Origin of the sequence: Terrisporobacter hibernicus (assembly GCF_020809405.1) — a bacterium.
GTDB lineage: Bacteria > Bacillota > Clostridia > Peptostreptococcales > Peptostreptococcaceae > Terrisporobacter > Terrisporobacter petrolearius.
The window spans coordinates 3,461,362-3,476,039 of record NZ_CP081135.1 but is presented as its reverse complement, the minus strand read 5'-3'; the positions used below and the strand labels follow the sequence as shown (position 1 = coordinate 3,476,039).

General features: G+C 28.7%; 18 protein-coding genes and 1 riboswitch. Of the genes, 8 read left to right on the top strand and 10 right to left on the bottom strand.

Annotation, left to right across the window (positions count from 1 at the left end):
- Positions 1–124 precede the first annotated feature (124 nt).
- A riboswitch (cyclic di-GMP riboswitch) is annotated at positions 125–209 on the bottom strand.
- A gap of 169 nt (positions 210–378) precedes the next feature.
- The 4 genes from JW646_RS16810 to JW646_RS16795 form a co-directional block, all read right to left on the bottom strand.
- Positions 379–1,134, bottom strand: coding sequence for an EFR1 family ferrodoxin (locus JW646_RS16810; RefSeq protein WP_074916162.1), 756 nt, complete (start codon positions 1,132–1,134; stop codon positions 379–381).
- Positions 1,135–1,465: 331 nt separating this feature from the next.
- On the bottom strand, positions 1,466–1,675 hold the full coding sequence (locus JW646_RS16805; RefSeq protein WP_074916160.1) for a hypothetical protein: 210 nt from the start codon (positions 1,673–1,675) through the stop codon (positions 1,466–1,468).
- A gap of 350 nt (positions 1,676–2,025) precedes the next feature.
- On the bottom strand, positions 2,026–2,373 hold the full coding sequence (locus JW646_RS16800; RefSeq protein ID WP_074916158.1) for a PqqD family peptide modification chaperone: 348 nt from the start codon (positions 2,371–2,373) through the stop codon (positions 2,026–2,028).
- On the bottom strand, positions 2,363–4,288 hold the full coding sequence (locus JW646_RS16795) for an OPT family oligopeptide transporter (RefSeq protein ID WP_074916156.1): 1,926 nt from the start codon (positions 4,286–4,288) through the stop codon (positions 2,363–2,365). The genes JW646_RS16800 and JW646_RS16795 overlap by 11 nt, the downstream gene beginning before the upstream one ends.
- Positions 4,289–4,656: 368 nt before the next feature.
- On the opposite strand from JW646_RS16795, the gene JW646_RS16790 reads away from it, so the two are divergent.
- The gene (locus JW646_RS16790) at positions 4,657–5,067 is read left to right on the top strand and encodes a hypothetical protein (protein WP_228415734.1); all 411 of its coding nucleotides are present in this window, start codon (positions 4,657–4,659) and stop codon (positions 5,065–5,067) included.
- Positions 5,068–5,166: 99 nt separating this feature from the next.
- On the opposite strand, the gene JW646_RS16785 is transcribed toward JW646_RS16790, so the two are convergent.
- From JW646_RS16785 to JW646_RS16765, 6 genes are all read right to left on the bottom strand, one after another.
- A complete protein-coding gene (locus tag JW646_RS16785; RefSeq protein WP_228415733.1) occupies positions 5,167–6,543 on the bottom strand; it encodes an aldehyde dehydrogenase in 1,377 nt (458 codons plus the stop codon).
- A 162-nt stretch (positions 6,544–6,705) separates the two neighbouring features.
- Complete coding sequence (locus tag JW646_RS20160; protein ID WP_255701437.1) at positions 6,706–6,840, bottom strand: hypothetical protein; 135 nt, start codon at positions 6,838–6,840, stop codon at positions 6,706–6,708.
- A gap of 102 nt (positions 6,841–6,942) precedes the next feature.
- The gene (locus tag JW646_RS16780; RefSeq protein ID WP_074916151.1) at positions 6,943–7,314 is read right to left on the bottom strand and encodes a hypothetical protein; all 372 of its coding nucleotides are present in this window, start codon (positions 7,312–7,314) and stop codon (positions 6,943–6,945) included.
- A gap of 127 nt (positions 7,315–7,441) precedes the next feature.
- Positions 7,442–8,053 carry a DUF4878 domain-containing protein gene (locus JW646_RS16775; protein ID WP_074916150.1) on the bottom strand — a complete coding sequence of 204 codons (612 nt, stop codon included), beginning with the start codon at positions 8,051–8,053 and terminating at the stop codon, positions 7,442–7,444.
- Between the two features lie 269 nt (positions 8,054–8,322).
- Positions 8,323–9,519 (bottom strand): DEAD/DEAH box helicase, encoded by a 1,197-nt coding sequence (locus JW646_RS16770; protein WP_228415732.1) that lies wholly within the window; start codon positions 9,517–9,519, stop codon positions 8,323–8,325.
- 181 nt (positions 9,520–9,700) lie between these two features.
- Positions 9,701–10,966 (bottom strand): cation:proton antiporter, encoded by a 1,266-nt coding sequence (locus JW646_RS16765; protein ID WP_148556567.1) that lies wholly within the window; start codon positions 10,964–10,966, stop codon positions 9,701–9,703.
- A 315-nt stretch (positions 10,967–11,281) separates the two neighbouring features.
- Between JW646_RS16765 and JW646_RS16760 the strand changes: the two genes are divergently transcribed.
- The 7 genes from JW646_RS16760 (at position 11,282) to JW646_RS16730 (ending at position 14,676) form a co-directional block, all read left to right on the top strand.
- Positions 11,282–11,884 carry a TlpA family protein disulfide reductase gene (locus tag JW646_RS16760; protein ID WP_148556566.1) on the top strand — a complete coding sequence of 201 codons (603 nt, stop codon included), beginning with the start codon at positions 11,282–11,284 and terminating at the stop codon, positions 11,882–11,884.
- Positions 11,885–11,898: 14 nt separating this feature from the next.
- Positions 11,899–12,513 carry a TlpA family protein disulfide reductase gene (locus JW646_RS16755; RefSeq protein ID WP_228415731.1) on the top strand — a complete coding sequence of 205 codons (615 nt, stop codon included), beginning with the start codon at positions 11,899–11,901 and terminating at the stop codon, positions 12,511–12,513.
- 14 nt (positions 12,514–12,527) lie between these two features.
- The gene (locus tag JW646_RS16750) at positions 12,528–12,674 is read left to right on the top strand and encodes a CD1871A family CXXC motif-containing protein (RefSeq protein ID WP_175487623.1); all 147 of its coding nucleotides are present in this window, start codon (positions 12,528–12,530) and stop codon (positions 12,672–12,674) included.
- Position 12,675: 1 nt separating this feature from the next.
- A complete protein-coding gene (locus JW646_RS16745) occupies positions 12,676–13,533 on the top strand; it encodes a 4Fe-4S binding protein (RefSeq protein WP_228415730.1) in 858 nt (285 codons plus the stop codon).
- Complete coding sequence (locus JW646_RS16740) at positions 13,530–13,607, top strand: helix-turn-helix domain-containing protein (RefSeq protein ID WP_083399380.1); 78 nt, start codon at positions 13,530–13,532, stop codon at positions 13,605–13,607. The genes JW646_RS16745 and JW646_RS16740 overlap by 4 nt, the downstream gene beginning before the upstream one ends.
- Before the next feature lie 10 nt (positions 13,608–13,617).
- Positions 13,618–13,836: a DUF3955 domain-containing protein gene (locus tag JW646_RS16735; RefSeq protein WP_228415729.1), complete on the top strand. Its 219-nt coding sequence runs from the start codon at positions 13,618–13,620 to the stop codon at positions 13,834–13,836.
- Positions 13,837–14,040: 204 nt separating this feature from the next.
- The gene (locus JW646_RS16730; protein ID WP_228415728.1) at positions 14,041–14,676 is read left to right on the top strand and encodes a hypothetical protein; all 636 of its coding nucleotides are present in this window, start codon (positions 14,041–14,043) and stop codon (positions 14,674–14,676) included.
- Positions 14,677–14,678 lie beyond the last annotated feature (2 nt).

The following is a 14,678-nucleotide window of genomic DNA, read 5'->3' as shown; positions in this document are numbered from 1 at the left end:
TACCAAACCTAGAATAATTTACGACAATAAAAAACTACCCTTTAAAGGGTAGTTGCCATTTGAATATTACAAAAACACACCTATACAAATTTTATAGAATGTTTTTAAGCAAAGAATTTTATTCTTCGGCAACTGGCTGGCATAGTTTATTAACCTTAGCCCCTTTAGCTTTGCGTCTTTAGATTTCTCTAAATTTGCCAATATTGATTTTATTTGAGATAATTATACAATATTTTTTTAAAATAGTATATAATTTTTTTGTATTCCAACAAGATAATTTTAACTAGTAGTTAAACATAAAATGCACCCACATTTTTGTAGGTGCATTTATTAATTTAATCTTTAAACATGTATATGAAATTGTATTTTTATAATTATCTACAAAAGAGAATATTGTTCATACTTTTTACCTTTATAATTTATAGCATTTTTAGGGCAGTTATGTATACATCTACAACATAACATACATTTATTTGAAAATCTTATATTCTTATCCTTGCCAAAATTAATATTATTTTCAGGACAGTTTTTAACACAGATACCACATTTTATACAATTGTCATCAACAGAAAAGCTTTTACCCATAAATCTAGACATCACAGAGAAGGTTTCTGCTAATAGGTCTTTTCCTAATACTCCTTTATTTTCAAATTCTTTAGAATTTAAAGTATCTAAACATATCTTATCAACTAATTCATCAAGTTGTTTATTTACATCTTCTAACATTTTATCAACTTCATCTTTTGTGTTTTTAGGATACTTTCCAAAATAAAAGTTTCTAGGCATTAGGTAAGTTTCTTTAGCTAAAACATTATATCCTTTTTTAGAAAGTTTTTTAGCCAAAGAGTCAACTCCATGTGCATTTATAAGCCCCGCAGAAGTTGAATAAACTATGGAATTTGCACTAGATTCAGGTACATTTCGAAGTACCCATCTTATAAGCTTTTCGGGGACATTACCTGCATATATTGGTCCACCAATTACTAAAAGATCTGTATCTATTGGTATTATAGGATTTTGTTCTATATTATATATCTTAACATTATGATTGTTTTCTTTTAATTTATTACCTAAGTAGTCTACTATATATTTAGAGTTTCCCGTTCCAGAAAAATATATCATAGCTATATTCATTTTTAATTCACTCCCATCATAAACTGTTTTTTATAGATTATTTTCCATTTTAATTAAAGTGTTTATAGTAAAATTTATGTTTACCCTCCTTTGTCTTATTTTGTATGTATATATTATATCATAGTAATTATTGTCGAATTTAATAAAAATTTGTATAATTATTTCCATTAATAATACTTAAATATGCCCTCATCATATTCTTTTTCATCAATAATTTTAACTAGTAGTTAAACATAAAAATGCACCCACATTTGTTGTAGGTGCATTTATTATTCTAACCTTTCGTAGGTTTTACTCATTTAATCCCTTCCTTTTTATAGATATTTGGTGATTATATGTAGTATTCTTCTATATCTATTTGTGGTGTAAATGTTTTGCAGCCACATTCACATTTGTATACTTTCCTATTACTTACCTTATCAATCTCTACTTCAATATCTAACTCATTTTTAACAACACCGCACTCGCTGCATCTCAAATCCATTGTGTTTTTATCCTTTTGTATAAGATATATTACATTACCTTTTTTTATTTTTCTCATACTCATTTCTCCCTTCATTTTATACCTTTATTCTTTTGATTAACAGATACTTTATATTTTGTAGTCTCTATTTAATGTTTAATCTCTAAAATTCTATTAATTTTTACTTCCAAATCTTTTGTCATGTTTATTATACCCTTATTTTTTATCATTAAAAGTCATCAATATATTTTGTAACTTTTTGTTTCTTCTTTATATTTTTTTAACGAAACAGTATATTAAAATGATAAATTATGGAAGTATTCCTACATACAAAAATGGCCTATGGAACGTAACTTTGTTCCATAGGCCTTGATTGTGAGTGTGCTTTATACCTATTTATGTCAATATCTAATATTTAAGTCTTTTAATTAGTTATTAATTTTTTCTATATATTTGCAATTTGTTTCAATATGATTTAGGAAAAGTAATAACCTTTCGTAAAGTGGGTTTACTTTTTCTCCAAACTTAAGTTCAAGTTTTTTTCCAACTTCTTCAACAGTTTTTTTGCCATCTATTTCTAAAAATACTGCACTGCTGTATTGATCTAACTCTATTTTTTTATGAGTAGGAATTTTAAATTTTAGTTTTCTAAAAAACTTCTGAATCTTATGATCTTGTTTTTCAAATATAGTAACTACTTTATCTTCATTTACATCATATTCTATATTATCACAAATTTTATAAATAATATCTAAAATTTCTTGATTAGTTTTCATTTTTCTTAATTTTAGACATCATTATTGGCACAGTTGTAGTTATAACTAGTAAGACTAATATTACTAATGCCATCATATTTCCAGCTGCAAATCCAGTTGGAACTTTAGGAGTTATTACTCCAGATACTTGTAAGATTATTCCTATTAGACCTATTATAGATCCACCAGCAACTAATCCTGAAGATAAACTTATACCATTTGAAACTCTAGCTTCTCTCTCAACAGTATCTTTACTCATTTTTTCAACTATTACACGGATTAATGCTCCAACTAATATTATTGAAGTAGTTGATATTGGTAAGTAGAATCCTATAGCTATAGTCATTATTGGTAAGTTTAATAAGAATAAGAATAGAGCCATAACTACACCAGCTATTACCATAACCCATGGTAAGTTTCCTGACATTATACCAGAAGTTAATGTAGACATTAAGTTAGCTTGAGGTAGTGCAAATTGTGCATCTGCTCCAGTAACAGCTAATTGATCAGCAAGTAATAATATTGTTCCTGTAACAACAACAACACCTACTACAGAAGCTATTGCGAAGTAGTTTTGCATTTCTTTCTTACTTCCACCTATTATATAAGTAACTTTTTGAGATTGAGTATATCCACCAGCTGTTGATATTGCAACAACCATGAATGCAGCAAATAATAATAATGATTTATTATCAGCATTGCTAGTCCATCCCATTATAACAAACACTAATGTTAATATAACTAATGAAGCTATTGTCATTCCTGATACTGGAAGGTTAGATGTTCCTATTGTACCAGTTAAACGTCCTGCAACTATTACAAATAATAATGATAATATTAGAGAAACTATTGCTCCTACTATTGCCATTTTTATACTTCCAGATATCATAAATGCTGCAACAAATGCTATAACCATACTAGCTATAAGTATTAACATTTCACCTGAGCTACCTTCAGAACTTCCGTCTTTACCAGATCTTGCATTTAAAGTTTCTTTTACAGAAACAATTATTGTTGGTATAAGCTTTATTGCTCCTATAATACCACCACAAAGCATCATACCTGCACCTATGTATTTAACATAACTTCCAGATATTGCATTTACGTCCATTTGGTTTATAACTACTGATGCATCATTCCATGCATTCATGTTGTTAGAAGCCATATCAGTGAAGTAACCTATTAATGGAGCTATCCCAAAGTTAGATAATATAGAACCTGCAAACATTGTTAAAGAAACTTCTAAACCAACTATGAATCCTATACCTAATAATAATGGGTTTACTTCCATAGAGAACTTCCACTTGTAGAACTTACTTCCTAAGAATGTCATAGTGTTATTAACTACATTGAAGAATGATCCTGTTAAAACATTTATAATACCACTTATTCCAAAACCTATTCCCATGAATTTGATAGCATCTCCGCCACCTTCAGATGCAACAAGAGTCTCAGATATTGCCATTGACTCTGGATACATAAGTTTTCCATGTTCTTCTACTATTAAGTAGTTGTAAACTAAAGATGAACATCCTATACCGAATAAACATCCTCCAACCCCTACTATTACTCCTTCTAAGAATGTTATTTGACTTCCTATAAGGATAACTGCTGGTAAAACAAATATCATACCACTTGCTATAGATTCTCCACCACTTGACATACCTTGGATTATATTTTTCCCAAGTATACCTTTTGATTTAGCGAACACTCCTATAAGCATAGAACCAATAATAGCTCCAGGAATTCCTGCTGCAACCGTTAACCCCGACTTCATACCAGAGTAAGCTGTAGATGCTGCAAATAGTGCTGCTAGTACAATACCTATTAATAATACTGCAAGGTTTGTACCTTTTTTTGACTTATCGTTTATATATGGTACATAATCTTTACCATTGACACCGCCATAAGCCTCTTTTGATAATTTCTTATTCATATCAATTATTACCTTTCTTTTTTAATTTTTTTAATTATACCATAATTCGATATTATTTGATATATTTTTTTGATTTTTAAAGTGTTTTTTAAAAAATATTTATCTTTTCTATTGCGCTTTTGCTATTTCCCCTTAAATTTCAACATTTTCACCATCTATAATAAAGTTCATTTAAACAAAAAAACTCATACATTTGCATGAGTTTTTATATTTATTAAGTATTATATTTATATTCAACCTGCTTTACTATTTGCTAAATTAGGTTAACCTTTTCCTTTCAAGTTTTTGATCATCTTAAGATGCTTATTTGTAAATATTTACTATTTTTGGTATTATTATATGAAAATACATAATTTTAGGGGGTAACCATGACAAATGATAAATTAATCAAGTTGAATAGAATTTTACTAGGAATAATAGTATCATTGACTATTTTATTAATTTTAGTTTTCATCTTTGAAAGCAAAATTAGCAACGAAGTTATTCAGAAATTCCTTTCTATATACTTCGTAAGCTTTTTATTATTTTTAGTTTATATGCTTATAGTAACTCTTATACAAATAAAAAATTTAAATAAGGAAGATTTAAAAGACAGAATTATTAAATTTATAAAGGGTTCTGTATGTTATTTTATATTCTTAGGTTTATTATCACTATTTTTAAAACCTGAAAATATTGATTTATTTCATATTGCAACAACGTCTTTTGGTGTGTCATTTGGATATAATTTTTTAGATTTATTATTTTTTAGAAATACTAGTAAATCCAACTGGTATTAAAATCCACACTTAAAATAGTACATAGAAAAAGAGTTAAAGTATTGAAATTAATATATTTCTCTACCTTAACTCTTTTTTAATATCATGATTACTACAAAATTACTTCATTATTTTTTTAATTAGTTTTATTTTTTCCCTATATGGTGGAAATACCAACTTAATATCTATTTTAGTGCTTTTTTTAACTATTGATTTGGTATGAGTAAAAGTATCAAAGCTTGCCCTTCCATGATAGTTACCCATTCCAGAAGTTCCAACCCCTCCAAAAGGTAGATGAGCTGAGGCCACATGACTTATGGTGTCGTTTACACACCCTCCCCCAAAAGTAAATCTTCTTATTATATCTTCGCTGAAATCGTCATTTTCTGAAAATACGTATAATGCCAGTGGGTTTTTGTGTTTAGAAATATAATACTTTATATCTTCCAAATCTTTATACTTTATAACTGGAAGTATAGGACCAAAAATTTCGTCTTTCATTACACTATCTTCCAAAGTTACATCTCTAATGATTGTTGGTGAAATATATCTTTGTTCAAAATCCACATCTCCACCCACTACAATTTTGTCTTTGTCATTTTCAAGGATGTTGTTTAATCTATTCATATGTTTTTCGTTTATTATTCTGCCAAACTCTTTGTTGTTTATAATATCATTTCCATAAAATTCAACTATGGTGTTTTTTAGTTCTTCTATAAGTTCTTCATATATATGTTCCTGAGCCAATAAATAATCCGGTGCTACACAAGTTTGCCCAGCGTTTGTTAGTTTTCCCCAAAGTATTCGTTTCGCACTTACTTTTAGGTCCGCCGTATTGTCAACTATTACAGGAGATTTCCCCCCAAGTTCCAATGTTATTGGTGTTAAGTGCTTACTGGCTTTTTCCATTACTATTTTTCCAACATTAACACTACCAGTAAAGAATATGTAGTCAAATTCTAAATCTAAAAGATCACTATTTACTTTGTAGTCTCCAGTAACAACTGCAATATATTCTTCGTCAAAAGTTTCTTTAATAATTTTTTCTATTATAGTTTCCGTTGCAGTCGCATATTCAGAAGGTTTTATAATCACAGTATTCCCTCCAGCTATGGCACCAATCAATGGCTCTATAGTTAATTGAAATGGATAGTTGTAGGGCCCTATTATTAGTACTGCTCCATAGTGAGACTTATAAATATATGATTTACCAGGAAGTTGTGCTGCATCATTTTTTACTTTTTTAACTTTTGTCCAATTTTTTAAGTTTTTTATAACAAAGTCTATACTTCCATAAACAAACCCGACTTCGTTGGAGTAAGCTTCAAATATATGTTTTCCCAAGTCTTTATTTAATGCATCAATTATATCGTCTTCATACTTCTTTATTACATTCTTTAATTTTTTTAAATTATTAATTCTTTTATCCACATCTATTGTTCCAAGATTAGATAAATAACTTCTTTGACCTTCTAAGATATTTTCATATTTATTCATAATTAACCTCTTTTTATCCATTTATCATTTTTGTTTCTATACATTATATTATACACAAATTTTCTATGATTAAAAAAATCTATTTCCTTATTAATAAAAATTTAAGGAAATAGATTTATATTTCAAGTGTAATTATAGTTATTATGTTGATTTTTATTATTTTTAGAATTTAGAAACTTCACTATTTGTTGATCTACTTTTTGTTGCAGAAAATACAAATGCAACCATACTAGTAAGAGTCAATGCTAATAAAATCATGTTTATTCCTTTATATAATGTTTCAACTGTAATAGGCATTTCCCCACCCCCGTTTATGAATTAGATATAATATGTAAATAATTTCCATATCTATATAATAAATTGTATCAGTTTTTTACAAAATTAGCATCAATTTCTACATTATATTTCAGTCTCTAATTCCAAGTCAGTTTCTAATTCTAAGTCCAAGTCTTCTGCTACAGGCGCTTGTCGTTTGGCTTTTATTGCTTTTTGTGCAACGAGTACTTGCATATTGGATAATAAAAGACCTAAAAAAACGAGGTATATAGCTATGTCTTCTTCGTCAAGTTCTTCAAACAAACTATAAGAAAATGTGGAAGCTAGTACTATAAGTTCAGCATAACTAAAATCAGAAAACTTTATATTATCCTTATTATTTTCCTTGGAATTAGTATTTTTTTTTGAATTGCTACTTTTTTTTGAGTTGCAATTTCTGCTTGATTGCTTATTACTTTTCCTATCTGTGCTTTCCCTTTTTTTCTTTTTAGGCACCCTAACTTCCTCCTTGCAAACTTATAAATGTATATTAAAATCTCCTTATTATTCATATGTTTTAATTTACAAAAAAAATAGTACTCATTAAAGAATACTATTTTATTTATATAATTATGAATTTTTTCTATTTGCTAAACATTATACTTTCTTTTTCGTCTGCTTCACCAAGAAGCAAGTTTGTAACATCTGCATCAGATTTTATATTCCATTTATTATCTTTTTTAGTTAAATTAATTTGGCCAGTTCTAGTTTCTGCTTTGCTATTTTTTATTTTTGATTCTAAGCTTTTTTCCACATCAGATTGTTTTACATCTTTTCCAACTAAACTTTCTTTCATGCTCTCTTGCATAACTTCCAACAATAAATTGCTATAATTAGGTGCTTTTACTTCCACCTTTACAGTTGCACTATCTTCTTTTACATTTTCAGATACTACCTTAGCATCTATCTTTGAAAGATACATTTTTAGTGATTCATCTAAATTTTTGCTTTCTTTATTTGATTCACTAGATTTGTCAGGTGTTTTGTTAGTTGTTGAAGTTTCAGTAGTTTCTTCATTCAGTATTTCGTCTGAAAGTGTGTCTTCTATAAGTTTTTTAGCTTCTTTGCTATCACTTTTCTTTATAGATGAAAAATATGTGTTTACAGCATCTGTTGGTGTTTCAGTTTTGCAGCCAGTCATCATCATTGGCAAAAATAGCATAATCATAAGAAAAGTTAATCCGTTTTTTTTCATTTGTTTTATCCCCTTTGTTCTTTTTTATTCTATTAGTCTTTTCCCCTAATTTTGTTGAATAATTTGTATATATAAATTTTCTTCTATAAGAGTGTAACATTTTTCTTATATATAAATTGTTGTATTGTGGTGGATAAAACAAGAAATTATAGACTTTTTTTCTTATTATTTGATAAATAAAATCTAATTCCAAACTTATTAAATATAATTTGACTTAATTCAAAGAAATATTTTTTTCATATATTAAAGTCATATTCCTTTAAATTAATTTATTTTCTATCTTTATTTTCTCTTTTTGCTTTTGTTTCCTTTTTTAGTTTTGTAAAGTCCACATCAACAAAATTACCTTCTTTTATTTCCACTGCATTCATATTTATTTTAAACTGTCTTTTGTAATCTCTAATTGTGTTTAAATTTTGATTAGTAACAATTGATATTGCAATACCTTTTTTATTACCCCTAGCACTTCTACCACATCTGTGTAAATATTCATTTTTGCTAGGTGGAAAATCTAAGTTGAATATATGACTAACATCAGGTATATCCAGTCCTCTTGCAGACAAGTCAGAAGAAACTAAAATAGCTGCTTTTCCACTTCTAAAAGAAGTCATTGCATTTTTTCTATCTTCTTTACTCATTTTACCTGAAATACATACAGCTTTGTAATTATGATAGTTTAATTTTTCGTTAATAACTTCTATACTATCTTCGTCATTTACAAAAACTATTGCTCTCTTAGCCTTAGCACTAGATAAAGCCTTTCTAAGAATTGCGAACTTTTCTCTTCTGTCACCATAGATGTACATATGGTTTATATTTGGGTTTATAGCTGACTGATCAGTAGCTTTTATGATCTCCATATCCTTCATCATATAATCACAGAAACTTTCAGATTTTTCGTCTAAACTAGCTGTAAATCCTAAAAGTTGTCTATCTCTTAAAGTAGTTTTTATTATTTTTTCAACAATTCCTTCGCCTTTACCACTTACTAAACTATCAACTTCGTCTAGTATTATAGTCTTTACATCATGTACTCTTAGTTTTTTTTGTTGAATTAAATCAAGAAGTCTACCAGCAGTTCCTACTACTATATGAGGCTTCATTGCTTTTATGTTTTTAATTTGTTTTTGGATGTTAACTTCTCCTATTATGGCAAAAGTAGTTACATCCATATTAGAGTTTTCTGCTAATAATTTTGATTGGTTTGCTATTTGCATTACTAGCTCATGAGTAGGCGCAAGTACTAAAACTTGTGTCTCTCTCATAGTTGTGTCTATTTTTTCAAACATTGGAAGTAAATAAGCTAGGGTTTTTCCACTTCCAGTTTCACTATTTACTAGTAAATCTTTATTTTCTCTTATTTTTTCTATTGTTAATGACTGAACCTTTGTTGGCTCTGTTATATTTTGCTTTACTAGTCCTTTTATAAGTTTTTCATTTATTACCAATTGATTAAATGTTTTCATTTGTTGCTCCTTTAAATATAGTTATCTTCTATTATACACTCATATGACAAAATATGTCCATGTCTCCTTTTCTTGCTATAACTTATTATGTCCAAAATTCACATGTAAAAAATCAAAAGGCATGTATTTTCCAAGTTGAAAATACACGCCTTTTGATTTAATTTCATTTTTAAATTAAACTCTATGCTACTTGAGATGTTTTGTCTGTTTCTTCACTTTCTTCTAAAACACCAAGTTTTTTTGCAACCATTTTAGTAGTACTAGCTTGTACTATTAAAGTAACAAGTATTGTCATAAATACTACTGATGATATTATTTCATATCCTGGAATTTTCATAGAAACTATTATCCCTGATAGAGCAGCTGGTATAACTCCTGTTTCCCTAACCCACATCATAAATAATCTATCTTTAAAAGTCCAATTTGCACCTTTGTCAAATGCTGTACATATTAAAACTACAAGTGGTCTTGCTACAAACATTAATACTAAAGCCATTAATAAAGATGGTGCCCAATATGTTGCAAGAGCCCCTAAATCTACTTGTGTTCCAAGAACTACAAATATTGTCATACGACACATTGTACTTACACTTTCTGAAAAATGTTGTACTGATTGGAAGTCGTATTCTGGTATCCATAGACCAAATAATTTTCTATTTCCAGAAATTAAACCTGCTATAAATACTGCCATATATCCACTACCACCAAGCTTAGTTGCTATTTCATAAGCTAGGGCAACTGTTAACAATGCCATTATTGGTGCATAAGAGTGGAATACTCCTATTTTTTTGTCTGACATAAATACTGTTAATAAGTATCCTATTACTACACCTACGCCAATACCTACACCTGCTGATACAAGTAATTCTTTTACGCTATCAAGGGCAGAAAATCCACCACTAGTTAATACTCCGAGTAATGTAGAAACTAATATAGCTCCAACTGCATCATTAAATGCTGACTCACTTACTACTGTTTGTTTTATTTTATCCTTTATAGTAACTTGTTTAAAAACTGGTATAAGAGCCGCTGGGTCAGTTGATGCTACTACCGATCCTAAAAGTAATGCTGTTACCATTGGAATTCCAAAAACTTTACCTGATATTACACCTACTACAACAGCTGATATTATAACACCTACTGTTGACAACAGTCCTACGCTTACCTTCACTTTGTTTAATACTTTTAAATTTATTTCTTTTCCACCTTCAAACAATATAAATGCTGATCCAAATGTTAATATAAGGTTATTTTCCACTGGAAAAGATTGCACGCTTATTATGTTTAAAACTGCTGGTCCTATTATTATTCCGGCTATTAAATAAAGTATTACGTCTGGAATTTTTAATATTTCACTTAACCTTCCAAGCACTATTCCTGTAATACCTATTGTTGCAAAAATAAAAATTAAATGATTAGTTGCAATTGCTTCTACTGTACTTTCCATATCTTTTTCTCTCCCTTTTCTTCATTGACAATTGCTAATTATATTCCTTTCATTTCATTAAGTCAATAAGAAAACTAAACATTTTCACCAAATTTTTCCTGGTATTTACAGTATATTTAGTAATTTTTTACAATATTTTCAAATATTTTCCAGTTATTACTATATAAACTTAATAAAAAGAAAGTAGATTTTACAAAACTAAAAATAATCGTAAAACGAAATATATTTATCGTTTAACAATAAATATATATTGACAAACTTGAAATCGGAATTGTAATATATAAATATAATAAAAAAAGGAGGAAGAAATATAAAATGAAAAAGAAAACATCTAAATATGTAATAGGACTTGCAATAATCACTTTAGTTGGATTTGTAGGTATCAAAGGTTACTTATTTTTTAACCCTTCTGTGCAAATTCTCGGAATAAAAAGCCCACAGGCAAACAATGCAAGCAAAAGAATGAATCAAATGTTAAATGGAGTTGATTTATCAGGTTTTAACACAAAAGATGTATTAGGAGAAAAAGTGACTTCGGATATTTTTTCTAAATACAAAGTTACGATGATAAATGTTTGGGCAACAGACTGTGCCAGTTGTGTAGAAGAAATGCCAGAAATCAATAAACTTTCTAAAAACAAGCCAGCAAATACTAATGTAATTACCCTATGTACAGACACGGCATGGAAAGATGAGGCAATTGAGTTTGCGAAACAAATCGTTCACAAAAACAAAAGTGTAAAAGTATTAATACCAGATAAAGTATTGCAAAAATCATTAGCAAATAAGATTGTAGCCTATCCTACTACTATCTTTGTGGATAGCAAAGGAAAAATAATTCAAGATGTATATCTAGGTGGTAAAACGGAAGAAGATTATTTGAAAGAACTAAACAAGCGATTAAAAACTTTAGAATAATAAAGGAGAATGTTATGAAAAAAATAGGAAAAGTAATAGGAATTATTTTTGGAATTACAGTGGTTGTATGTGGTGTGATTGTAATATCTGGATATATAGGTGAGAGAAATGAACCAGATTTAGCAACAATGCAAGCTGAAGAAAAGAATTTAAACGAAGAAATTAGTGCAAAAATGAAAAATATCGACCTTAGTAACTTTCAAGCAGAAGATTTAGATGGAAATATTGTAACTCAAGAAGTTTTTTCTAAGAACAAAATAACTCTTATTGATATTTGGACTACCGACTGTTCACCATGTATTGAAGGAATGCCTGATCTTGCTAAACTACAAAAAGAAAACTTAGAAGGTGTTGGGATATTTACTGTTTGCCAAGATTCTGCTTACTCAGAAGAAGCCCAAAAATTTGCCAAAGAATTAATGGCAGATAATGATAATATCCCCACTCTCATACCAGATAAAAAATTAATGAATGGATTATGTGACCATATTATTGCCTATCCTACTCATTTATTCGTAGATTCAAAAGGGAAAGTGATAGGCGAGGATTACGTAGGCGGAACTTCCACAGAGCAACTGAAAGCAGAAATTTTTAAACGCCTAGAAATGGCAGAAAAAAACAAGAAGTAAAGGAGGTAAAACTAATGTTTTGTACAAAGACACAAAAAACAAGATGGCTTATTTTAGGAGTTTCAGTGATGTTTATTGGATTGGGGATTTATAGAGGAGAAGCAGAAGTTATATTTTCTAAAGCAGTGAATATTTGTATGGAATGTATAGGAATCGGTTGATATGAATAAAAGAAATTGGATACAACTCTTAGTAGCGGTTTTTACAAATGGATATATACGAGGGTTTTTGGAAGGAAAGATTTATACAGGTTCTGGAAAATATTTGTGTGTACCGGGATTAAATTGTTACTCCTGCCCAGGTGCATTGGGAGCCTGCCCTATAGGTGCAGTGCAGTCAGTATTAGGAAATCGAGATTACAAAATGACCTACTATGCTGTAGGGTTAATATCATTATTTGGAATTTTATTTGGACGATTGATTTGTGGGTTTTTATGCCCATTTGGGTTTGTACAGGATTTGCTTTACAAAATACCAATAAAAAAGATAAATATTCCACGCAAACTAGACCAGAAAATTATATATTTAAAATATATTATTTTGCTAGTATTTGTCCTAATCTTACCTGTTGTTTTAACTAACCAATATGGAATGGGAATGCCACACTTTTGTAAGTGGATTTGCCCTGCAGGTACATTAGAAGGAGCAATTCCCTTGCTATTAACCAATCCATCACTACGTGGAGCTGTTGGAATATTGTTTCAGTGGAAAATGTTGATTTTACTTATTATAGTCTTATTGTCAACAATGATTTACCGACCATTTTGTAAATATATATGTCCTTTAGGTGCACTTTATGGCCTATTTCAAAAAGTTAGTTTTTATCAGATGTCTGTAGATTACACGAAATGTAATGGTTGTGGAAAATGTGAAAAAACCTGTAAAATACAGGTGAATATAAGAAAAAATATTAATTCGCCAGAATGTATTCGTTGTGGAGAATGTAAAAAAGTTTGTCATAAAAATGCTATTTCTTCTGGATGGAAAGAAAATAAAAAAATGGAAAAGCAAAGACTATAAGGATTGAAACTTTAGATAAGATTTGCAAGTCTTTGGAATGTCAGCCAGGAGATATTTTAGCGTATAGAGAATAGGAGAAGAAAAATGAAAAAATATATTTTTAGCATGGTATCAGGATTGATTGGTTTAATTTGTTTTGTAGCCTATAATATCATAGGAACAAAAGTGTTGGAAGATGGAAGACTTGTAGAGCCTTTTGGACTAATTCCAGCAGGAATTCTATTTGTCTTGATTGGAGTTCTTAGTGCCATTATAATAGCAGTAGTAACTTTCATCCATAATTCATCAAATAAAAAAAAGTAAAAAAATGAAGGGATAGTTTTAAAAGACTATCTCTTTTTTATATGGACAATCTCTTAAAAGAGATAGAATCACTTTGTAATTATTAGAAAAACCTTACCATGTTTTTACGTTTTAAGGGAATTTACTAAAGATAAATTTTTATACGTCGTACATTTATAATGAATCATATTTAGAAAGTATTTATTAAATAATGGGGGTGAATATATGAATATTTTAAATATAAATAGTGGTAATACTCTGTTAAAAAGTTACAACAGTAGTTCATTAAAAAAAATACAAACTAATGGTATTAACAATAAAAACATAGATATATCATCAAAAGAATTACATGTAATTAGTAAAGGCAAACATTTGGCTATGGAAAACTTAGACGCTACATACAATTCAAGTATAAATAAAAAACTCCAAGAGTCTTTGGAGCATAAATTATCTCAACTTAGCGAAATAAAAGGCATGATTGAAAATAAAGATAACAAAAAAGAAACTTCACTTGATGAAGAGGAGACTTTACTTAGTGAAGGACAGCTTACTCTTGAAGATATAGACAAAAAAATATCTGAAACTCATATTGAATTAAAGGCCACTGAAAAGTTGGCTAAAGAATTTAGTCAACAGTCAGAAATAATTGATGACAAAATATCTATGTATAAAAAAACATATGGTAATGATATGTACAAAATTGCAGAAAAAGAAGTAATTTTAAAAAAAGTCTATGATCTTCGTAACAATCCATTAGTCAAAGAGTTAAAGAATACTTTTAATGAGGTTATAGAACTTGAATCACAATTAAAAGATACATTAAATAAAGATAAATCAGAAGATAAAAAAGAAAAATTTTAAAA